Genomic DNA, 17982 nt, shown 5'->3' with positions numbered 1-17982 from the left:
CATGATCGCGCCGGCGGAAAAGGCGGTGCTGCGGCTGGCGGTAGGCCTCGGCCTGTCTGTGCTGGTCGCCTACGGATTCGGGCTGCAGATGCCGCACGTGGTCTGCCTGCTGGCGATGATCGTCCTCTGCAAGCCCGGCCCGCCGATTCCGCCGCTCAAGGCGGCGGCCTTCGCCCTGCTGCTCGCCGGCCTGCTGGTGACGGGGGTGCTGATGGTCCCGTTGCTGGAGAACTACGCGCTGGCGGCGGTCCTGCTGACCGGCGCAATCCTGTACGCGCTGTTCTTCTTCGGCATCCGCACCGGCAACCCGCTGACCATGCTGCTGGTCGTGGTGTTCACACTGATCCCGGTCGCCGGCGTCGCCGAGCAGGCACTGGTGACGGTGATCAGCGTGACGATCGCCGCCGGGATCGCGGTCGGCGGCCTGGTGAGCAGCCTGTCGCACGCCTTCTTTCCCGACGCGCCGGGGGCGGTGGCGAAGGCCGCCAAGGCGCCGCCCCCCAGCCGTGAGACGGCGAGCTGGATCGCGCTGCGCGGCACGCTGGTGGTGATGCCGGTGTTCGTCCTGGCGCTGACCAACCCCTCGTTTTACTTGGCGGCGATCATGAAGACCGCCACCCTCGGGCAGCAGGCGGGCCTGACCGACACCCGCTCGGCCGGCAGGGAACTGGTCGGGTCGACCCTGATGGGGGCGGCGATGGCCCTCGTCGTGTGGTTCGGACTGTCGCTCTGGCCCAGCCTGTGGATGCTGCTGCTGTGGATGATGGCGGCCGCCCTGTGGGCTGGCGCACGGCTCTTCCAGGTCAGGCGCACGGCCTTCCCGCCGGTGTTCTGGAACGATGCGCTGATGACCATGCTGATCCTGCTCGGCCCGGCGATCGAGGACAGCGCCGGCGGTACGGGCGTGTTGGCGGCATCCGCCGTCCGCGTCGGGCTGTTCGTCGGCGTCGCGCTGTACGCCTGGGTGACGGTCTGGTTGCTCGAACGCTGGCGGGCGTCGAGACCCGAAGCACTTTTCTTCCGCAGCGGTCGAGAGGGTGGCTGACATGATTCTGGTGGATCTGGCCATTGGCCTGATGACGATGATGATGTGCCTCATCCTGCAGGTCACGTTCACCTTCTGGAGTGTTCGTCGCGTCATGGGTACGCCTCGCCGACCGAGGAGAAGCAGCGGACTGATCGAGGGAATCGTTGCGCTGCTGGTTGCAATGCTGATCATGATGCTCGGCAACTTCCTGCAGATCATGCTTTGGGGAGCGTTGTTCTTCGTTCTGGGCGAGTTTCCGGTGTTTTACGAGGCGGTCTACCATTCGGGCGTCAACTTCACTTCGCTGGGCTATGGCGACGTGGTGATGAGCACCGACCGGAAGCTTCTCGGTCCCCTCGAAGCGCTCAACGGAATCCTGATGCTTGGCCTGAGCAGTGCCGCGTTGGTGGCCATCCTGCAGCACCTGACCCGGATGCACGTCGAGGGTCGCAGCCCGGACGTTTGAGCCGCAGGTCAGCCCGTCAATACCACCCGGGCATTTCTGGCTCCCTGCGATACCCTGTATGGGGTGCCAAGCGTCGCGCGCAACCGGCCAAGCCGCCAGCCAGGCCCGGACGGCCTGAAAGCGGCTGAATCACTGCTGTCGGGACGACGCGCCCGTCGTGACAGCGGGGACAGCACGCCCACCCGGCGCGACCGAAGCGCTGCCGGAACTCCTCCACCGTCGCCGTGACCAGCGCATCGCGTGCCGGATCCGAGAAGGCCTGCCGCACCAATGCCAGCTTCGTTGCCTTCGCCGCCGATGCCAGCAGACCGTAGTGCCGAATCCGCCTGAGGTCGCTCGGCAACACGTGTCGGCACTTGTTGACCGCCATTGGCAACAGGTCATACTGCCGGGGTCATTGACCCGATCGAGCCACCTGCCGATGCGCCGTACTGCTTCTGACTACCCAGCCGGCGACAGGCCTGCGGCCGGCGCTGCGCCTGTCGCAGCGACACTCGGCAGGCTTCTGCCCTACCTCTGGCAGCACAAGTGGCGATTCCTGCTGGCGTTGTCCTGTCTGGTTGGAGCGAAGATCGCCAACGTCAGTGTGCCGCTGATCTTCAAGGAGATGATCGACGGTCTCACCGGACCACAACAAGCGCTCATCCTGCCGGCAGCGCTCCTCCTGCTCTACGGTGCCTTGCGTTTCTCCGCTTCCTTGTTCGCCGAGTTGCGTGAGATTCTTTTTGCCCGCGTCACCCAGCGCGCCGTCCGGCGCATCGCTCTCGAGGTCTTCCGTCACCTGCACGACCTCTCGCTGCGCTTTCACCTGGAACGGCAAACCGGAGGAGTTTCACGCGACATCGAACGTGGCAGCCGGTCGATCTCCAGCCTGATCAGCTATACGCTCTACTCGATCCTGCCCACTCTGGTCGAGATCAGCATCGTTCTCACCATCCTGCTGCTGCGCTACGACATCAGCCTGGCACTGATCACGATCGCCTCGCTGGTCGCCTACGTCATCTTCACGGTGAGCGTCAGCAACTGGCGAATCATGCTTCGCCGCAAGCTCAACGAGACCGATTCGGCAGCCAACACGCGGGCAATCGACAGCCTGCTGAACTGCGAAACCGTCAAGTACTTCAACAACGAGGACTACGAGGCCCGGCGCTACGATCAGCAGATGCAACTCTGGGAGGAGGCCGCCACGCGCAGCCAGCTGTCGCTCTCGTGGCTCAACCTGGGACAGCAGGGAATCATCGCAGTCGGCGTGACGGCAATGATGTGGCGAGCTGCCACCGGCGTCGTCGAAGGCAGGATGACGATCGGCGATCTGGTACTGGTCAACGCGTTTCTCGTGCAGCTCTACATGCCGCTCAATTTCCTCGGCGTCGTCTATCGCGAGATCCGGCAGGCGCTCGCCGACATCGAGCGACTCTTCGACCTGCTGGCGGTCAATCGGGAGATCAGCGATTCGCCGGACGCAGTCAGCCTCGCCGACGGGCCTGTGGCGATCCGCTTCGCCGCGGTGGACTTCTCCTACGAAGCCAACCGGCAGATCCTGCGCGGGGTGGAGTTCTCGATTCCTGCCGGCCGCACGGTCGCCGTCGTCGGCGAATCCGGCTCCGGCAAGTCGACGCTCGCGCGTCTGCTCTTCCGTTTCTACGATGTCACTGCCGGCGCCATTCTGGTCAACGGCCGCGATCTCCGCCACTTGACGCAGGCCAGCCTGCGCGCGGCAGTCGGCATCGTGCCGCAGGACACCGTGCTGTTCAACGACACCATCTACTACAACATTCAGTACGGCAACCCCGGCGCCGACCGCTCGCAGGTTCTCGCAGCCGCGGCGGCGGCGCAACTCGCGACCTTCATCGACCAGTTGCCGCTGGGTTATGAAACGCGCGTCGGCGAGAGGGGGCTGAAGCTGTCGGGGGGAGAGAAGCAGCGGGTGGCAATCGCCCGCGCGATCCTCAAGAACCCGCCGGTCCTGATCTTCGACGAGGCGACGTCAGCGCTCGACTCGAAGACCGAAAAGGCCATCCAGACGAGTCTGGAGCGCGCCGCGCACGGCCGCACGACTCTGGTCATCGCGCATCGTCTGTCTACGATCATGAACGCCGACGAGATACTCGTCATGGACACGGGCCGCATCGTCGAACGCGGAACGCATCAGCAGCTGCTCGAGTCCGCAGGCACCTACGCCCACATGTGGACGCTGCAGCAGCTCGAGGAAACCGGTGCTGAGGCGCCGCCAAAGGGCAGCGCGCAGGCCACCTGACGCCAGCAAGAAAAAGCCAGGCGCAAGGCGGCCTGGCTTCGTTGGCGCATTGCCCGCCGAGCGATCAGTCGCCCTTCGCCGAGGTGGCCTCGCCTTCGTTGAGCGGCCGGTCGAGCAACTCGACAAGAGCCATCGGCGCATTGTCGCCTTCGCGGAAGCCGCACTTCAAAATCCGCAGGTAACCACCGTTGCGTGTCGCGTAGCGCGGGCCGAGTTCATCGAAGACCTTCACCACCATGTCGCGGTCGCGCAAGCGAGCGAACGCCAGCCGGCGGTTGGCCACACTCGGCTTCTTGCCCAGGGTGATGATCGGCTCGACCACGCGCCGCAGTTCCTTGGCTTTTGGCAGCGTCGTCTTGATGACCTCCGAGCGCAAGAGTGACACACTCATGTTCTGCAGCATGGCCAGCCTGTGAGAGCTGGTCCGGTTCAGTTTGCGAAGACCCAAACGGTGACGCATATCAGTTCCTTCCTGTTCTTTTCCGGCTGCTCACTTGTCGAGGCCGGCCGGTGGCCAGTTCTCGAGCTTCATCCCCAGGGTCAGGCCGCGGGCAGCCAACACTTCCTTGATTTCATTGAGCGACTTGCGTCCCAGATTGGGTGTCTTCAGCAACTCGTTTTCGGTTCTCTGGATCAGATCACCGATGTAGTAGATATTTTCCGCCTTCAGACAGTTGGCCGAGCGGACGGTCAACTCGAGGTCGTCCACCGGTCGCAGCAGCAGGGGATCGACCTGGATCGTCTTCTGGTACTCCACGGGCATCGCGGTCCCGGCAAGATCGGCGAACACCGAAAGCTGCTCCATCAGGATCCGTGCCGCGGTGCGAATCGCCTCCTCGGGCTCGATGGCACCGTTCGTCTCGATGTCCATGACCAGCTTGTCGAGGTCAGTGCGCTGCTCGACGCGAGCGCTCTCCACCGCGTAGCTCACCCGACGAACCGGGCTGAAGGAAGCGTCGAGGACGAGTTTGCCGATATTCTTCGAGCCGTCACCGATGTCGCGCAGATTGCCTGCCAGGTAGCCGCGTGAACGCTCGACCTTCATTTCCATCGCCAGCTTGCCACCAGCCGAAAGATGGGCAATGACGTGCTCGGGGTTGATGATTTCGACATCGTGTGTGACCTCGATGTCGCCAGCCCTGACCACTCCCTTGCCCTCCTTGCGCAGGTGCAGAACGACCTCTTCCCGGTTGTGCAGCTTGAAGACCACCCCCTTGAGGTTGAGCATGATGTCCACGACGTCTTCCTGCACGCCGTCGATCGTCGAATACTCGTGCAGCACCCCCTCGATACTCACTTCGGTCGGCGCGTATCCGGGCATCGACGACAGCAGAATCCGGCGCAACGCATTGCCCAGGGTGTGCCCGTAGCCGCGCTCGAACGGCTCCATCACCACGCGTGCATGCACCGGCGACAAGCTCTGCACATCGATGATGCGCGGTTTAAACAGTCCACTGCTTTGCATGTACAGTCCTTTGCCTGATTCCTTCGAGCCCTGACGCCCTTACTTCGAATACAGTTCGATCACCAGACTCTCGTTGATGGTCGGCGGCAACTCGCTCCGCTCGGGATTGGCCTTGTAGGTCCCCTTGGCTGCCTTGGCGTCCACCTCGACCCAGGCCGGAAAGCCCCGGGCCTCCGCCGCCGCCAGAGCAGCCTTGACCCGCAACTGCCCCTTTGTCTTTTCACAGACCTCGACCACATCTCCCGGGCGCACTTGATACGAAGGGATGTTGACTCTTCTGCCATTGACGAGGACGCCGTTGTGTCGAACCACCTGGCGCGACTCCGAGCGTGATGCGGCAAAACCCATGCGGTAACAGACACTGTCCAGACGCGACTCCAGCAGTTGCAGGAGCACTTCGCCGGTAACCCCGCGACGGCGGTCGGCTTCCTGATACACCTTGCGGAACTGCCCCTCGAGAACGCCATAGATACGCCGAATCTTCTGCTTCTCGCGCAGGTGGACGCCGTAGTCGGACAAGCGCTGGCCGGACTTCTGGCCGTGTTGCCCGGGTGCGTAGGAGCGCCGTTCGATGGCGCACTTGTCCGTGAAGCACTTTTCGCCCTTGAGGAACAGCTTCTCGCCTTCACGGCGACACTGGCGGCATTTCGGATCGAGATTGCGAGCCACTTTTCTTCTCCTTAAATCCGACGCCTCTTGGGCGGCCGGCAGCCGTTGTGCGGGATCGGCGTGACGTCGGTGATCGCCGTGATCTTCATTCCCAATGCGTTCAGCGCACGGACCGATGATTCCCGCCCGGGGCCAGGTCCCTTGATGCGCACCTCGAGATTCTTCACACCACACTCGACCGCCACCCGGCCAGCAGCCTCGGCGGCGACCTGCGCCGCAAATGGTGTGCTCTTGCGTGAGCCCTTGAAGCCGGCACCGCCCGAGGTCGCCCATGACAGGGCGTTCCCCTGGCGATCGGTGATCGTGATGATCGTGTTGTTGAACGAAGCGTGGATGTGAGCGACGCCCTCAGCCACGTTTTTCCTGATCTTGACTTTCTTGCGAACTTTTGTAGCGGTCTTGGCCATCTTTGGGTCCTAGTTGCGGATCATTTCTTGCCGGCGATCGGCTTGCGTGGGCCCTTGCGCGTCCGCGCATTGGTGCGCGTGCGCTGGCCACGCGACGGCAGCCCCTTGCGATGGCGCAGGCCCCGATAGCAGCCGAGGTCCATCAGGCGCTTGATGCTCATGGTCACTTCGCGGCGCAGGTCCCCTTCAACGGTGTACCTGCCGATCTCGTCACGCAACCGTTCCAGCTCGGCCTCGCTGAGATCCTTCATCTTGGTTGAACGGACAACCCCAGCAGCCTCACAAATCTTCTGTGCGCGCGAACGCCCGATCCCGTAGATGGCGGTCAGCGCGATCTCGGCATGCTGGTGGTTAGGGAGGTTTACGCCTGCGATGCGGGCCATCGATTCACCCCAATAGAAACGAAACTTCGAATTATAGTTCGAACGTCTGACGACTCACCACGGTGACTCGTCGCGCTCAACCCTGCCGCTGTTTGTGACGTTGGTCGGCACAAATCACACGCACGATGCCGTGCCGCCGAATGATCTTGCATTTCCGGCAGATGCGCTTAACGGATGCCAGCACTTTCATGGTCGACTCCTGATTTTCCGGACCAAGGCGCAGCCAGCCTTTCGCCGAATTGTTGCGTAGAGATTCTTCACTTGGCGCGGAAGACGATGCGCGCGCGACTCAGGTCGTACGGAGTCAGTTGCACCGTCACCTTGTCGCCCGGCAGTATCCGGATGTAATGCATCCGCATCTTCCCCGAAATGAAACCGAGCACCATGTGACCGTTTTCGAGCTTCACCCTGAAGGTGGCGTTGGGGAGGTTCTCGACGACCTCTCCCTGCATTTCTATCAAGTCTTCCTTTGCCATCCTATTTCGCCGCCAGGCCGGAGCCCTTGAAGTTCGCCTTCTTCAGCAGGCTCTCGTACTGGTGCGACATGGCGTAGGCTTGCACCTGGGTCATGAAATCCATGGTCACCACGACAATGATCAGCAGTGAAGTGCCGCCAAAATAAAACGGCACGTTCCACTTGAGAATCAGAAACTCCGGCAGCAGGCAGACGATGGTGATGTAGACAGCGCCAACCAGGGTCAACCGCATCAGAATCCTGTCGATGTAACGCGCAGTCTGGTCTCCCGGCCGGATGCCGGGCACGAACGCGCCGCTCCGTTTGAGGTTGTCGGCTGTCTCCTTGGAATTGAAGACCAGTGCCGTATAAAAGAAACAGAAGAAGACGATGGCCGCCGCATAGAGCATGACGTAGATCGGCTGCCCCGGCGAGAGGGCGCCGGCAACGTCCTTCAGCCAGCGCACGGATTCGCCAGAGCCAAACCACCCGGCGAGGGTCCCCGGGAAGAGGATGATCGACGAGGCGAAAATCGGCGGAATCACGCCGGCCATGTTCAGCTTCAGTGGCAGGTGCGAACTCTGACCACCGTATATCTTGTTCCCGACCTGCCGCTTGGCGTAATTGACCAGAATCTTGCGCTGCCCACGCTCGACGAAGACGACGAAGGCCGTAACGAGTACCACCAGGACGCAGATCACAAGCGCGGTCAGCGGATGCATCGCACCCGTACGGACCAGTTCCAGAAGCCCGCCAATGGCGTTTGGCAAGCCGGCCGCGATGCCAGCAAAGATGATGATGGAGATGCCGTTGCCGAGCCCACGCTCGGTCACCTGTTCTCCGAGCCACATCAGGAACATCGTGCCCGTCACCAGTGTGACGACCGTCACGAGGCGGAACATCATTCCCGGCTCCAGAACCAGCCCGGGTTGAGCCTCGACGGCAACCGCGATGCCGATACCCTGGAAGAGCGCGAGGAAGACGGTACCGTAACGGGTGTACTGCGTGATCTTGCGCCGCCCAGCCTCGCCTTCCTTCTTGAGCGCCTCGAGTTGGGGGCTGGCATGGGTCATCAGTTGCATGATGATCGAGGCAGAAATGTACGGCATGATTCCCAGGGCAAAGATCGTGAAGCGTGACAGCGCGCCGCCGGAAAACATGTTGAACATGCCGAGAATGCCGCCTTGCTGCTGGTTGAACAGCTCGCTGAGGACCCGCGCATCAATCCCTGGCACCGGAATGTGAGCGCCGATGCGATACACGAGCAAGGCACCCACGAGGAACCACAGCCGGCGCTTGAGGTCGCCGAACTTGCCGCCCCTGCTGACCGTATTTGCGCTATTTGCCAAGAGAACTCACCCCTGAACCCGGTTCATTCCGCAACGCTGCCACCCGCCGCTTCGATCGCAGCCCGCGCGCCGGCCGTCGCTCCAACGCCGCGGAGCAAGACCTTGCGGTCGATCGTTCCCGACAGGATGACCTTCACCGACAGCACATCCTGCGCCACCAGGCTGGCCTGGACCAGTGTCGCGAGATCGATCTCATCGACCGGCAAACGGGCGATTTCAGACAGGCGAACCTCGACGTTGCGCGACCTGGTCAGCGACTTGAAGCCACGCTTGGGCAGGCGACGCTGCAAAGGCATCTGCCCGCCCTCGAAGCCGACCTTGTGCAGCCCACCTGCGCGCGATTTCTGCCCCTTGTGGCCGCGGCCGCAGGTCTTGCCGAAGCCGGACCCGATGCCCCGACCCACTCGCTTTCTTGCCGGCCGGGATCCCTCGGCTGGCTGTACGGTATTGAGTTCCATGTCAGCGCTCACACTTCAGAAGGTAGGACACCTTGTTGATCATTCCGCGTACCGCCGGCGTGTCCTCCAGCACCGAACTACTGTTGAGGCGTCGCAGGCCGAGGCCACGAACGGTCGCGCGATGCGATTCCTTGGTGCCGATGAGACTCCTGACCAAGGTCACCTTCACTGTCTTCTCCGCCATCTCTTACTCCAGGATTTCGGCAACGGATTTGCCACGCTTCGCAGCAACCTCGGCTGGCGTCGTCATGGAGCGCAGCCCGTTGATCGTGGCTCGGACGATGTTGTAGGGATTGGTTGAACCATGCGCCTTGGCGACGACGTTGGTCATGCCGATGACGTCGAAAACCGCCCGCATGGCGCCGCCGGCGATGATCCCGGTTCCTTCCGGCGCCGGCTGCATCATCACTCTCGAAGCTCCGTGTCGTCCGAACACCGTGTGCTGCAGCGTCCCGTTCTTCAGGCTGACGCGGATCAGGTTGCGGCGCGCCTCCTCCATCGCCTTTTGCACTGCCACCGGCACCTCGCGCGACTTGCCCTTGCCCATCCCAACGCGCCCGTCGCCATCACCAACGACGGTCAGCGCGGCAAAACCGAGAATCCGACCGCCCTTGACGACTTTCGTCACACGGTTGATCGAGATCATCTTCTCCCGCATGCCATCATCGGGCTTCTCGGCTTGCTGTGGTTTCCTGCTTTGCGGTTTAGCCATTGATTACTCCAATTCCTTGCACTCTGCGATCAGAACTTGAGACCGCCTTCACGCGCTGCGTCGGCCAGCGCCTTGATCCGGCCGTGGTAGCGGAAACCAGCGCGGTCGAACGAGACGCTCTCGATTCCAGCCTTTCTCGCCCGTTCGGCGATCAGCAGACCGATCGTCTTCGCCGCGTTGATGTCGCCGCCATTGGGCAGCATGCTCCGCACACCCGGTTCCAGCGACGAGGCAGCAGCGAGAACCCGCGATCCGCAGGGCGAGATGACCTGCGCGTAGATGTGGCAATTGGTGCGATGCACCGACAAGCGCACGGTCTTGAGTTCGGCGATCTTGGCCCGGGTCATGCGGGCCCGGCGCAAACGCGCCTGTTTCTTGTCAATCATCTGAGCACCCTTATTTCTTCTTCTTCGTTTCCTTGATCACGACGACCTCGTCCGCATGGCGAACGCCCTTGCCCTTGTAGGGTTCCGGCTTGCGATAACTGCGGACTTCCGCCGCGACCTGGCCAACGAGTTGGCGGTCAACGCCCTTGATCACGATTTCCGTCTGCGTCGGCGTCACCGCCGTGATTCCGGCCGGCAACCTGTACGCCACCGGGTGCGAGAAACCCAGCGAGAGGTTGAGCGTATCGCCCTGGGCCTGCGCGCGATAGCCAACCCCAACCAGAGTCAATTTTCGCTCGAAGCCCGAACTGACCCCCGTCACCATGTTGGCGACAACGGCGCGCATCGTTCCCGACAAGGCGTCTGCCTGCGGCGCTCCCGCAACCGGCCTGCAGTGGAGGCTGCCGCCCTCCTCTTCGATGCTCACCGCCGGGTTGACGGCGAACTCGAGGTGGCCGAGCGGCCCCTTGACTGAAATCCGCTCGCTCGTCAGGGCGACGACAACCCCAGGCGGCAGGGCAATGGCTTTCTTTGCGACTCGGGACATGGCTACACCTTACGCGACAAAGCACAGAACCTCGCCGCCAACATGGCTGGCGCGGGCCTTGCGGTCGGTCATTACGCCCTTGGGCGTCGACACGATGGCGACCCCAAGACCATTCATCACCTGTGGAATATCCCCGGCGCCCCGGTAGATCCGAAGCCCAGGTCGGGAAACACGGTCGATCCGCTCGATCACCGGCCGGCCCGCATAGTACTTGAGGCCGATCTCGAGCAACGGCTTGCCGGCGTTGGGATCAACCGAAAAGCCCTCGACGTACCCCTCGTCCTTCAACACTTGGGCAATGGCGACTTTCACCTTCGACGATGGCATGGCGACGGACGCCTTGCTCGCCATCTGGGCATTGCGGATGCGGGTCAGCATGTCGCTGATCGGATCGCTCATACTCATTCTGTTCTCTCCTGCTACCAGCTAGCCTTGACCATGCCCGGCACTTCGCCCTGCATGAAGAACTCGCGCAGCTTGCCGCGAGCGAGGCCAAACTTGCGGAAGACACCGCGCGGACGGCCAGTGAGCTGGCATCGGTTGCGCAGCCTGACCGGGCTGGCGTTGCGCGGCAACGCCTGCATCTTGAGACGCGCATCGAAGCGGTCTTCGATCGACCGGCTCTGATCGGCGATCACAGCCAACAGTTCGGCACGTTTCGTGGCATACTTCTTGACAACCTTGCGCCGCTTTTCACCGCGGTTGATGACAGCGATTTTCGCCATTTCGTCTCAGTTCCTGAAAGGGAATTTAAACGCGCCAAGCAGGGCACGCGCCTCTTCATCGGTCTTGGCAGTAGTCGTGACACTGATGTTCATGCCGCGCAGAGCGTCGATCCGGTCGTACTCGATTTCCGGGAAGATGATCTGCTCCTTGAGACCCATGCTGTAATTGCCACGGCCGTCGAAGCCCTTTCCGGAAATGCCGCGAAAATCACGCACACGCGGCAACGCGACGGAAACCAGGCGATCAATGAACTCGAACATACGCGGGCCGCGCAAGGTAACCATGCAACCGATCGCATAGCCCGTGCGGATCTTGAAGCCGGCAATGGACTTCCTGGCCTTGGTCATCACCGGTTTCTGGCCGGCGATCTTGACCATGTCGCCCATTGCGTTTTCCAGGACTTTCTTGTCCGCCACCGCCTCCCCGACACCCATGTTGAGCGTCACCTTGGTGATCCGCGGCACTTCCATCTTCGACTTGTAGCCAAACTTATGGGTCAGTTCGGGAACCACCGTATCCTTGTAGTACTGCAGCAAACGCGCCATGACTGATCCTTATGCCCCCAAGACTTCACCGTTCGACTTGAAAAAGCGTACCTTCGTACCGTCCTCAAGCTTCCTGAAGCCGACCCGGTCCGCCTTCCGGGTAGCCGGGTTGAAAAGCGCCACATTCGACACGTGCAGCGGCATCTCCTTTTCGGTGATGCCGCCGACGACGCCCTTCACCGGATTCGGCTTGACGTGCTTCTTGACACGATTCACGCCCTCGACGAGAACATGCTCGGCATCGGCACGAGCGAGGACGGTTCCCCGCTTGCCCTTGTCCTTGCCGGCGAGGACCACGACGTCGTCGCCCTTACGAATCTTTTCCATGACTTTCCTTACAGCACTTCCGGCGCCAGGGAGACGATCTTCATGAAGCGGTCACCACGCAACTCGCGCGTCACCGGCCCGAAGATGCGCGTACCGATCGGCTCCATCTTGTTGTTGAGCAGGACGGCGGCGTTATGGTCGAACCTGACAAGAGATCCGTCGACGCGACGGACGCCCTTTGCCGTGCGTACCACGACGGCACTGTAAACGTCGCCCTTCTTGACGCGCCCGCGCGGCGCGGCATCCTTGATCGCCACCTTGATGATGTCACCAACACCCGCGTAACGGCGCTTGGAACCGCCGAGCACCTTGATGCACATCACCGAGCGCGCACCGGTGTTGTCGGCGACATCGAGAGTAGTCTGTACTTGAATCATGTGTCACTCCAACTTGGCCCGCGACGGCGGTCAGTCTTGGAACCCGCTAGGGGAGAAACGCTCGACCGGTTGCTACCGTCGTGCGCAGGAAAACCGGGGATTATAGCCGGAGCGCAAACAAACGCAAGAACTATATCGCGACAGCTCGCTGGAGCAGCCGACTGACCACCCACGACTTGGTCTTCGACAGCGGCCGAGACTCCTGGATTTCTACCATGTCGCCAAGTTTCGCCTCGTTGTTTTCGTTCTGGGCGTGGTACTTGCTGGACCGGACGATGATCTTGTCGTACATCGCGTGCTTGACACGACGCTCGACCAGAACGGTCACCGTCTTCTCCATCTTGTCGCTGACGACGCGCCCAATCAGGGTACGCTTGCTGCTCTTGGTCTCGCTCATTGAACCGCCTTTTCACGAAGAAGCGTCCGCACGCGCGCGATCTGACGGCGCACCTTGCCGACCTGGCTGTTGTTCGTCAGCTGCTGGGTAGCAAGCTGCATCCGCAATCCGAACTGCGCCTTCAAAAGGGCGAGAAGTTCCTGGTTCAGCTCATCGACCGATTTTGCTCTGAGTTCACTGGCTTTCATGATCACCCTATCATGCGTGTGACGAACACCGTCGGGATCGGCAGCTTCGCGGCCGCGAGGGAGAAGGCCTCGCGGGCCAGGCTTTCACTCACCCCGTCCATCTCGTAGAGAACCTTGCCCGGCTTGATCTCGGCGACGTAGTACTCCGGATTTCCCTTGCCACTGCCCATGCGGACCTCTGCCGGCTTCTTCGAAATCGGCTTGTCGGGGAAGATGCGAATCCAGATGCGGCCACCGCGCTTGATATGGCGGGTCATGGCGCGCCGCGCGGCCTCGATCTGCCTGGCAGTCAGCCGCCCGCGGCCAATCGACTTCAGCCCATACTCGCCAAAACTCACCTTCGCCCCGCGTAACGCAAGGCCGGTATTGCGGCCTTTCTGCTCCTTGCGGTATTTTCTTCTAGCTGGCTGCAGCATCTGTCGTTCCTGCCTTTCTCACTCGTTTCACGGGCGCCCTGGCTTCCCCGGGCGCGCCTTCTACCCTGGCAACCTCGTCCGCCCCTCTCGCTGGGCGCCCCCTGTCTGCGCCGTCAGCCGGCCGGGGACCGAGGCGCCTTGGCCGCCTCTGTTCTTCGAGCGCGCTGTCCGAGGTCGCCGCCTGCTCGCTACGAGCCAGAATCTCACCCTTGAAGACCCATACCTTGACCCCGATCAGGCCGTAGGTCGTGAGTGCTTCCGAAGTCGCGTAATCGATGTCGGCCCGCAGCGTGTGCAGCGGCACGCGGCCCTCACGATACCACTCGCGGCGGGCAATCTCGGCGCCGTTGAGACGGCCCGAGCTCATGATCTTGATCCCCTGCGCACCGAGGCGCATCGCGTTCTGCATCGCTCGCTTCATCGCCCGGCGGAACATGATCCGCTTTTCCAGCTGCTGCGTGATCGAGTCGGCAATCAGTTGCGCATCCAGTTCCGGCTTGCGGATCTCCTCGATACCGACATGTACCGGCACGCCCATGATTTTCTGCAAGGAGGCGCGCAGATTGTCGATCTCCTCGCCCTTCTTGCCGATCACGACGCCAGGCCGCGCCGAGAAGATCGTCACGCGTGCATTCTTCGCTGGGCGCTCGATGAGGATGCGACCGACGGAGGCGTGTTTCAGCTTTTTGTGGAGGTACTCCCGAACACGCAGATCCTCGTTGAGCATGCCGGCGAACTGCTTGCTGTTGGCGTACCAACGTGACGACCAATCGCGGGTGACTGATAGACGAAAGCCGGTAGGATGAATCTTTTGTCCCATTCTTGTTCCTCAGTTGCCGACAGTCAGGAAGACGTGACACGTCGGCTTGACGATCCGGTTGCCGCGCCCTTTCGCCCGCGCGGTGAAGCGCTTGAGCACCGTGCCCTTTTCGACGAAGATCGTCTTCACCTTCAGCTCGTCGATATCTGCCCCATCGTTGTGCTCGGAGTTGGCGATTGCCGACTCGAGCACCTTCTTGATGATGCCGGCACCCTTCTTGGGACTGAAAGCAAGGATGTTCAGCGCCTTGTCCACGGGCAGCCCACGAATCTGGTCTGCCACCAGCCGGCCCTTCTGACTCGACAGTCGCACACCGCGCAACACAGCACGAGTTTCCATATTCATTCCCCTACTTCTTGGCCTTCTTGCCAGACGTATGGCCCTTGAAGGTACGAGTCAGAGAAAACTCGCCCAACTTGTGCCCGACCATGTTCTCGGTGATGTACACCGGAATGTGCTGTTTGCCGTTATGGACGGCGATCGTCAGGCCGACGAAGTCCGGCAGAACCGTTGAGCGGCGCGACCAGGTCTTGATCGGGCGCTTGTCGCCAGTCGCACGGACTGCGCTGACCTTGTTGATCAGGTGGGCATCAGCAAACGGGCCCTTTTTAACGGAACGTCCCATGGTTCTCTATCCCTTAGCGTTTTTGCCGGCGCTGCACGATCATCGAAGTCGTACGCTTGTTGCGACGAGTACGATAGCCCTTGGTCTTGGTACCCCACGGGCTGACCGGATGCATGCCCGATGCCGTCTTCCCTTCGCCACCACCATGTGGATGGTCGATCGGGTTCATGGCGACGCCGCGCACAGTCGGCCGAACACCGCGCCAACGAGTGCCACCCGCCTTGCCAATGGAACGTAGGCTGTGCTCTTCATTGCCGACTTCACCAATCGTCGCCCGACACTCGACATGCACGCGGCGAATCTCACCGGAGCGCAGCCGCAACTGCGCGTGCACTCCTTCGCGCGCCAGCAACTGCACCGAGGTTCCGGCCGATCGCGCAAGCTGGGCACCCTTGCCAGGGACCATCTCGACACAATGGATCGTCGTGCCGACCGGGATGTTGCGGATGGGCAGGGCGTTGCCGACCTTGATCGGTGCCTCCGAGCCACTCGAGACCTGCTGACCGACCGCCAGACCCTTCGGGGCAATGATGTAACGACGCTCGCCATCGGCATAGCAGAGCAGGGCAATGTTGGCGGTGCGGTTGGGATCGTACTCGAGCCGCTCCACCTTCGCCGGCACGCCATCCTTGGTACGCTTGAAGTCGACCAGGCGGTAATGCTGCTTGTGGCCGCCACCCTGATGTCGGGTCGTCACGTGACCGTTGTTGTTGCGGCCCGCCTTCTTCGACTGTTGCTCGATCAGCCGGGCAACCGGGGCGCCCTTGTGCAGATTCGCGTTGACGACGCGAATCACGGCACGCCGGCCGGGCGAAGTCGGTTTGACTTTGACGAGAGCCATCAGACGCCCCCTCCATCGACGAAATTGATTTCCTGCCCGGGCTGCAGGCAGACAAAGGCCTTTTTCCAACCGCTGCGGCGACCGGCAAGGCGGCCAAAGCGCTTTTTCTTGCCCTTGACATTGGCCATCTGCACCGACTCGACGGAGACCTTGAAGAGCAGCTCGACAGCACCCTTGACCTCGGCCTTGGTCGCATCGGACACGACGCGGAAAATCACCTGCTCATGCTTGTCGGCGATAAATGTCGCCTTCTCGGAGATCTGCGGCGCCAGCAGTACCTGCATCAGACGTTGCTCATTCATCCCAGGATCTCCTCAAACTTCGCCACCGCCGCGCGCGTCATCAGCACCTTGCCGAAGCGGACCAGGGAGACCGGATCCGCCTGGTGGACCTCCAGCACGAGGACATTCGGCAGGTTGCGCGCCGCCAAGAAGACATTCTCGTCGAGCGCATCGGTGATCACGAGCACCGAGTCGTAGCCCATATTCCTGATTTTGGTAGCAAATAGCTTGGTCTTTGGAGCCTCGACCGTCAGATTCTCGACAACGGCCAAACGACCATCCCGCGCCAGCTGCGACAGGATCGACGCCATCCCGGCGCGATACATCTTGCGGTTGAGCTTCTGGCGGAAGTTCTCGTCCGCCAGATTCGGGAATGCCCGACCACCACCGCGCCAGATCGGCGACGACGACATGCCAGCCCGTGCCCTGCCGGTACCCTTCTGGCGCCACGGCTTCTTGGTGGTGTGCGCAACGTCGTGGCGATCACGCTGGGCGCGATTGCCGCCACGGGCGTTCGCTTGGTAGGCAACGAGCACTTGGTGTACCAGCGCCTCGTTGTACTCGCGGCCAAAGAGCGTGTCCGACGCCTCCAGGCGACTCGCCTCCAGGCCCTGTTCGTTGATCAGCTTGAGTTCCATTTATGCCCCCGCCTTGACTGCAGGCCGCACGATCACGTCTGCCCCTTTGGCACCCGGTACCGCACCCTTGAGCAGGAGCAGCTGACGCTCGACATCGACGCGGACGACTTCCAGATTCTGCTGCGTGCGCTTGACGTCGCCAAAGTGACCCGCCATCTTCTGACCGGGAAACACCCGCCCCGGATCCTGCGCCATGCCGGTCGATCCCGGCGCCCTGTGCGACACCGAGTTGCCGTGCGCGGCACCTTGGGACTTGAAGTTGTGTCGTTTGATCGACCCCGAAAAACCCTTGCCGATCGTTTGTGCGGTGACGTCGACTTTCTGACCCACGGCGAATATCGTCACACTGATCTGATCCCCGGCCTTCAGCACGGCGAGATCGTCGACCGGAACCGGGAATTCCTTGAGAACGCGCCCGGCCTCGACGCCAGCCTTGGCGAGATGCCCGGCCATTGGCTTGTTCACACGTGACGGACGGCGCTTGCCGAAAGCGATCTGGACGGCGGTATAGCCATCCGTTGCCGGCGTTTTGATCTGGGCAACGCGATTGTTCGACACATCGAGCACGGTTACCGGGATGCTGGCTCCATCGTCGGTAAAGATGCGCGTCATGCCGACCTTGCGCCCTACAAGGCCTAGACTCATGCTTATTCTCCTCTGACCGGCTACGATTGGCCGGCGAGCACTACTGAATGAACGGACAGCCTCAGCCTCGGTCTGCCCGGCGAAAGGCGGCGATTATAGCCGCAAGAAGCCCTTACTGCAACTTGATTTCCACGTCCACGCCCGCTGGCAGATCGAGTTTCATCAAGGCGTCGACGGTCTTGTCGGTCGGATCGATGATATCCATCAGGCGCAGGTGCGTGCGAATCTCGAGTTGGTCGCGCGAGGTCTTGTCGACATGCGGCGAGCGCAGCAGGTCATAGCGCTGGATACGCGTCGGCAATGGCACCGGACCGCGGACAACCGCTCCCGTGCGCTTCGCGGTGTCCACGATCTCCTGCGCCGACTGATCGATCAGGCGATAGTCGAAGGCTTTCAGACGGATACGGATTTTCTGGCTTTGCATTTTTTTTCCAAAGAACGATCAGCGACGCCAAGGCGCCGCTGCGGGGGGTTGGCCGATCTACTCGATGATCTTGGCGACGACGCCGGCGCCGACGGTGCGACCGCCTTCGCGGATCGCGAAGCGCAGACCTTCTTCCATGGCGATCGGCGAGA

Annotated in this window: 32 protein-coding genes and 1 pseudogene; 3 read left to right on the top strand and 30 right to left on the bottom strand. The window is 62.0% G+C overall.

Annotated elements, in window-relative coordinates:
• Position 1: 1 nt before the first annotated feature.
• From NFW30_RS01780 to NFW30_RS01770, 3 genes are all read left to right on the top strand, one after another.
• Positions 2 to 1045 (top strand): DUF2955 domain-containing protein, encoded by a 1044-nt coding sequence (locus NFW30_RS01780; protein WP_295357081.1) that lies wholly within the window; start codon positions 2 to 4, stop codon positions 1043 to 1045.
• A gap of 1 nt (position 1046) precedes the next feature.
• Positions 1047 to 1493, top strand: a complete 447-nt coding sequence (locus NFW30_RS01775) for an ion channel (protein WP_295357083.1) — start codon at positions 1047 to 1049, stop codon at positions 1491 to 1493.
• Positions 1494 to 1914: 421 nt separating this feature from the next.
• Positions 1915 to 3750, top strand: a complete 1836-nt coding sequence (locus NFW30_RS01770; protein ID WP_295371709.1) for an ABC transporter ATP-binding protein/permease — start codon at positions 1915 to 1917, stop codon at positions 3748 to 3750.
• A 64-nt stretch (positions 3751 to 3814) separates the two neighbouring features.
• On the opposite strand, the gene rplQ is transcribed toward NFW30_RS01770, so the two are convergent.
• From rplQ to NFW30_RS01620, 30 genes and pseudogenes are all read right to left on the bottom strand, one after another.
• Positions 3815 to 4210 carry a 50S ribosomal protein L17 gene (gene rplQ, locus NFW30_RS01765; protein ID WP_295371706.1) on the bottom strand — a complete coding sequence of 132 codons (396 nt, stop codon included), beginning with the start codon at positions 4208 to 4210 and terminating at the stop codon, positions 3815 to 3817.
• Positions 4211 to 4240: 30 nt separating this feature from the next.
• Positions 4241 to 5215 (bottom strand): DNA-directed RNA polymerase subunit alpha, encoded by a 975-nt coding sequence (gene rpoA, locus NFW30_RS01760; protein ID WP_034938504.1) that lies wholly within the window; start codon positions 5213 to 5215, stop codon positions 4241 to 4243.
• Positions 5216 to 5254: 39 nt separating this feature from the next.
• Positions 5255 to 5884 carry a 30S ribosomal protein S4 gene (rpsD, locus tag NFW30_RS01755; RefSeq protein ID WP_295371702.1) on the bottom strand — a complete coding sequence of 210 codons (630 nt, stop codon included), beginning with the start codon at positions 5882 to 5884 and terminating at the stop codon, positions 5255 to 5257.
• Between the two features lie 11 nt (positions 5885 to 5895).
• On the bottom strand, positions 5896 to 6291 hold the full coding sequence (rpsK, locus tag NFW30_RS01750; protein ID WP_034938510.1) for a 30S ribosomal protein S11: 396 nt from the start codon (positions 6289 to 6291) through the stop codon (positions 5896 to 5898).
• Positions 6292 to 6311: 20 nt separating this feature from the next.
• Complete coding sequence (gene rpsM, locus NFW30_RS01745) at positions 6312 to 6674, bottom strand: 30S ribosomal protein S13 (protein WP_295371698.1); 363 nt, start codon at positions 6672 to 6674, stop codon at positions 6312 to 6314.
• A gap of 76 nt (positions 6675 to 6750) precedes the next feature.
• Complete coding sequence (gene rpmJ / locus NFW30_RS01740; protein WP_295371695.1) at positions 6751 to 6864, bottom strand: 50S ribosomal protein L36; 114 nt, start codon at positions 6862 to 6864, stop codon at positions 6751 to 6753.
• Positions 6865 to 6931: 67 nt separating this feature from the next.
• A complete protein-coding gene (gene infA, locus NFW30_RS01735; protein ID WP_014235458.1) occupies positions 6932 to 7150 on the bottom strand; it encodes a translation initiation factor IF-1 in 219 nt (72 codons plus the stop codon).
• Between the two features lies 1 nt (position 7151).
• Positions 7152 to 8477 (bottom strand): preprotein translocase subunit SecY, encoded by a 1326-nt coding sequence (secY, locus tag NFW30_RS01730; protein WP_295371687.1) that lies wholly within the window; start codon positions 8475 to 8477, stop codon positions 7152 to 7154.
• A gap of 23 nt (positions 8478 to 8500) precedes the next feature.
• Entirely contained in the window at positions 8501 to 8935 is a 435-nt protein-coding gene (gene rplO / locus NFW30_RS01725) for a 50S ribosomal protein L15 (protein ID WP_295371685.1), read from the bottom strand.
• A gap of 1 nt (position 8936) precedes the next feature.
• Positions 8937 to 9119 carry a 50S ribosomal protein L30 gene (rpmD, locus tag NFW30_RS01720; protein WP_295371683.1) on the bottom strand — a complete coding sequence of 61 codons (183 nt, stop codon included), beginning with the start codon at positions 9117 to 9119 and terminating at the stop codon, positions 8937 to 8939.
• Positions 9120 to 9122: 3 nt separating this feature from the next.
• Positions 9123 to 9647 carry a 30S ribosomal protein S5 gene (gene rpsE, locus NFW30_RS01715; protein WP_295371681.1) on the bottom strand — a complete coding sequence of 175 codons (525 nt, stop codon included), beginning with the start codon at positions 9645 to 9647 and terminating at the stop codon, positions 9123 to 9125.
• A 29-nt stretch (positions 9648 to 9676) separates the two neighbouring features.
• Entirely contained in the window at positions 9677 to 10030 is a 354-nt protein-coding gene (gene rplR, locus NFW30_RS01710) for a 50S ribosomal protein L18 (RefSeq protein ID WP_295371718.1), read from the bottom strand.
• A gap of 13 nt (positions 10031 to 10043) precedes the next feature.
• On the bottom strand, positions 10044 to 10580 hold the full coding sequence (gene rplF / locus NFW30_RS01705; protein WP_295371677.1) for a 50S ribosomal protein L6: 537 nt from the start codon (positions 10578 to 10580) through the stop codon (positions 10044 to 10046).
• A gap of 9 nt (positions 10581 to 10589) precedes the next feature.
• Positions 10590 to 10985: a 30S ribosomal protein S8 gene (gene rpsH, locus NFW30_RS01700; RefSeq protein WP_295371675.1), complete on the bottom strand. Its 396-nt coding sequence runs from the start codon at positions 10983 to 10985 to the stop codon at positions 10590 to 10592.
• Positions 10986 to 10999: 14 nt separating this feature from the next.
• Positions 11000 to 11305 (bottom strand): 30S ribosomal protein S14, encoded by a 306-nt coding sequence (gene rpsN / locus NFW30_RS01695; protein ID WP_034938531.1) that lies wholly within the window; start codon positions 11303 to 11305, stop codon positions 11000 to 11002.
• 6 nt (positions 11306 to 11311) lie between these two features.
• Entirely contained in the window at positions 11312 to 11851 is a 540-nt protein-coding gene (gene rplE, locus NFW30_RS01690; RefSeq protein ID WP_295371672.1) for a 50S ribosomal protein L5, read from the bottom strand.
• A 9-nt stretch (positions 11852 to 11860) separates the two neighbouring features.
• On the bottom strand, positions 11861 to 12178 hold the full coding sequence (gene rplX / locus NFW30_RS01685) for a 50S ribosomal protein L24 (RefSeq protein WP_295371671.1): 318 nt from the start codon (positions 12176 to 12178) through the stop codon (positions 11861 to 11863).
• Positions 12179 to 12186: 8 nt separating this feature from the next.
• A complete protein-coding gene (gene rplN / locus NFW30_RS01680) occupies positions 12187 to 12555 on the bottom strand; it encodes a 50S ribosomal protein L14 (RefSeq protein WP_295371669.1) in 369 nt (122 codons plus the stop codon).
• A gap of 130 nt (positions 12556 to 12685) precedes the next feature.
• Entirely contained in the window at positions 12686 to 12952 is a 267-nt protein-coding gene (rpsQ, locus tag NFW30_RS01675) for a 30S ribosomal protein S17 (protein WP_295371666.1), read from the bottom strand.
• Complete coding sequence (gene rpmC, locus NFW30_RS01670) at positions 12949 to 13140, bottom strand: 50S ribosomal protein L29 (protein WP_295371663.1); 192 nt, start codon at positions 13138 to 13140, stop codon at positions 12949 to 12951. Before rpmC ends, rpsQ begins: the two co-directional genes overlap by 4 nt.
• A gap of 2 nt (positions 13141 to 13142) precedes the next feature.
• A complete protein-coding gene (gene rplP, locus NFW30_RS01665; RefSeq protein WP_295371660.1) occupies positions 13143 to 13556 on the bottom strand; it encodes a 50S ribosomal protein L16 in 414 nt (137 codons plus the stop codon).
• Entirely contained in the window at positions 13540 to 14376 is an 837-nt protein-coding gene (gene rpsC / locus NFW30_RS01660) for a 30S ribosomal protein S3 (RefSeq protein WP_295371657.1), read from the bottom strand. The genes rplP and rpsC overlap by 17 nt, the downstream gene beginning before the upstream one ends.
• 9 nt (positions 14377 to 14385) lie before the next feature.
• Complete coding sequence (gene rplV, locus NFW30_RS01655) at positions 14386 to 14715, bottom strand: 50S ribosomal protein L22 (protein WP_295371654.1); 330 nt, start codon at positions 14713 to 14715, stop codon at positions 14386 to 14388.
• A 10-nt stretch (positions 14716 to 14725) separates the two neighbouring features.
• The gene (gene rpsS, locus NFW30_RS01650) at positions 14726 to 15001 is read right to left on the bottom strand and encodes a 30S ribosomal protein S19 (protein ID WP_034895357.1); all 276 of its coding nucleotides are present in this window, start codon (positions 14999 to 15001) and stop codon (positions 14726 to 14728) included.
• 13 nt (positions 15002 to 15014) lie between these two features.
• A complete protein-coding gene (gene rplB, locus NFW30_RS01645) occupies positions 15015 to 15842 on the bottom strand; it encodes a 50S ribosomal protein L2 (protein ID WP_034938551.1) in 828 nt (275 codons plus the stop codon).
• The gene (rplW, locus tag NFW30_RS01640; RefSeq protein ID WP_295371650.1) at positions 15842 to 16144 is read right to left on the bottom strand and encodes a 50S ribosomal protein L23; all 303 of its coding nucleotides are present in this window, start codon (positions 16142 to 16144) and stop codon (positions 15842 to 15844) included. The genes rplB and rplW overlap by 1 nt, the downstream gene beginning before the upstream one ends.
• Positions 16141 to 16761 (bottom strand): 50S ribosomal protein L4, encoded by a 621-nt coding sequence (gene rplD, locus NFW30_RS01635; RefSeq protein ID WP_295371647.1) that lies wholly within the window; start codon positions 16759 to 16761, stop codon positions 16141 to 16143. The genes rplW and rplD overlap by 4 nt, the downstream gene beginning before the upstream one ends.
• On the bottom strand, positions 16762 to 17406 hold the full coding sequence (gene rplC / locus NFW30_RS01630) for a 50S ribosomal protein L3 (RefSeq protein WP_295371645.1): 645 nt from the start codon (positions 17404 to 17406) through the stop codon (positions 16762 to 16764).
• Between the two features lie 112 nt (positions 17407 to 17518).
• Positions 17519 to 17830, bottom strand: coding sequence for a 30S ribosomal protein S10 (gene rpsJ / locus NFW30_RS01625; RefSeq protein ID WP_034895367.1), 312 nt, complete (start codon positions 17828 to 17830; stop codon positions 17519 to 17521).
• A 57-nt stretch (positions 17831 to 17887) separates the two neighbouring features.
• Positions 17888 to 17982, bottom strand: a pseudogene (locus NFW30_RS01620) (elongation factor Tu); the annotation flags it as partial.

This window comes from Accumulibacter sp. (assembly GCF_023806635.1).
GTDB lineage: Bacteria > Pseudomonadota > Gammaproteobacteria > Burkholderiales > Rhodocyclaceae > Accumulibacter.
This window is presented reverse-complemented; position numbering and strand designations above follow the sequence as displayed.

Coding starts and splice junctions, on each gene's coding strand:
- NFW30_RS01780 (WP_295357081.1), top strand. CDS start 2: ATGATCGCGCCGGCGGAAAAGGCGGTGCTGCGGCTGGCGGTAGGCCTC.
- NFW30_RS01775 (WP_295357083.1), top strand. CDS start 1,047: ATGATTCTGGTGGATCTGGCCATTGGCCTGATGACGATGATGATGTGC.
- NFW30_RS01770 (WP_295371709.1), top strand. CDS start 1,915: ATGCGCCGTACTGCTTCTGACTACCCAGCCGGCGACAGGCCTGCGGCC.
- rplQ (WP_295371706.1), bottom strand. CDS start 4,210: ATGCGTCACCGTTTGGGTCTTCGCAAACTGAACCGGACCAGCTCTCAC.
- rpoA (WP_034938504.1), bottom strand. CDS start 5,215: ATGCAAAGCAGTGGACTGTTTAAACCGCGCATCATCGATGTGCAGAGC.
- rpsK (WP_034938510.1), bottom strand. CDS start 6,291: ATGGCCAAGACCGCTACAAAAGTTCGCAAGAAAGTCAAGATCAGGAAA.
- rpsM (WP_295371698.1), bottom strand. CDS start 6,674: ATGGCCCGCATCGCAGGCGTAAACCTCCCTAACCACCAGCATGCCGAG.
- rpmJ (WP_295371695.1), bottom strand. CDS start 6,864: ATGAAAGTGCTGGCATCCGTTAAGCGCATCTGCCGGAAATGCAAGATC.
- infA (WP_014235458.1), bottom strand. CDS start 7,150: ATGGCAAAGGAAGACTTGATAGAAATGCAGGGAGAGGTCGTCGAGAAC.
- rplO (WP_295371685.1), bottom strand. CDS start 8,935: ATGGAACTCAATACCGTACAGCCAGCCGAGGGATCCCGGCCGGCAAGA.
- rpmD (WP_295371683.1), bottom strand. CDS start 9,119: ATGGCGGAGAAGACAGTGAAGGTGACCTTGGTCAGGAGTCTCATCGGC.
- rpsE (WP_295371681.1), bottom strand. CDS start 9,647: ATGGCTAAACCGCAAAGCAGGAAACCACAGCAAGCCGAGAAGCCCGAT.
- rplF (WP_295371677.1), bottom strand. CDS start 10,580: ATGTCCCGAGTCGCAAAGAAAGCCATTGCCCTGCCGCCTGGGGTTGTC.
- rpsH (WP_295371675.1), bottom strand. CDS start 10,985: ATGAGTATGAGCGATCCGATCAGCGACATGCTGACCCGCATCCGCAAT.
- rpsN (WP_034938531.1), bottom strand. CDS start 11,305: ATGGCGAAAATCGCTGTCATCAACCGCGGTGAAAAGCGGCGCAAGGTT.
- rplE (WP_295371672.1), bottom strand. CDS start 11,851: ATGGCGCGTTTGCTGCAGTACTACAAGGATACGGTGGTTCCCGAACTG.
- rplX (WP_295371671.1), bottom strand. CDS start 12,178: ATGGAAAAGATTCGTAAGGGCGACGACGTCGTGGTCCTCGCCGGCAAG.
- rplN (WP_295371669.1), bottom strand. CDS start 12,555: ATGATTCAAGTACAGACTACTCTCGATGTCGCCGACAACACCGGTGCG.
- rpsQ (WP_295371666.1), bottom strand. CDS start 12,952: ATGAGCGAGACCAAGAGCAGCAAGCGTACCCTGATTGGGCGCGTCGTC.
- rpmC (WP_295371663.1), bottom strand. CDS start 13,140: ATGAAAGCCAGTGAACTCAGAGCAAAATCGGTCGATGAGCTGAACCAG.
- rplP (WP_295371660.1), bottom strand. CDS start 13,556: ATGCTGCAGCCAGCTAGAAGAAAATACCGCAAGGAGCAGAAAGGCCGC.
- rpsC (WP_295371657.1), bottom strand. CDS start 14,376: ATGGGACAAAAGATTCATCCTACCGGCTTTCGTCTATCAGTCACCCGC.
- rplV (WP_295371654.1), bottom strand. CDS start 14,715: ATGGAAACTCGTGCTGTGTTGCGCGGTGTGCGACTGTCGAGTCAGAAG.
- rpsS (WP_034895357.1), bottom strand. CDS start 15,001: ATGGGACGTTCCGTTAAAAAGGGCCCGTTTGCTGATGCCCACCTGATC.
- rplB (WP_034938551.1), bottom strand. CDS start 15,842: ATGGCTCTCGTCAAAGTCAAACCGACTTCGCCCGGCCGGCGTGCCGTG.
- rplW (WP_295371650.1), bottom strand. CDS start 16,144: ATGAATGAGCAACGTCTGATGCAGGTACTGCTGGCGCCGCAGATCTCC.
- rplD (WP_295371647.1), bottom strand. CDS start 16,761: ATGGAACTCAAGCTGATCAACGAACAGGGCCTGGAGGCGAGTCGCCTG.
- rplC (WP_295371645.1), bottom strand. CDS start 17,406: ATGAGTCTAGGCCTTGTAGGGCGCAAGGTCGGCATGACGCGCATCTTT.
- rpsJ (WP_034895367.1), bottom strand. CDS start 17,830: ATGCAAAGCCAGAAAATCCGTATCCGTCTGAAAGCCTTCGACTATCGC.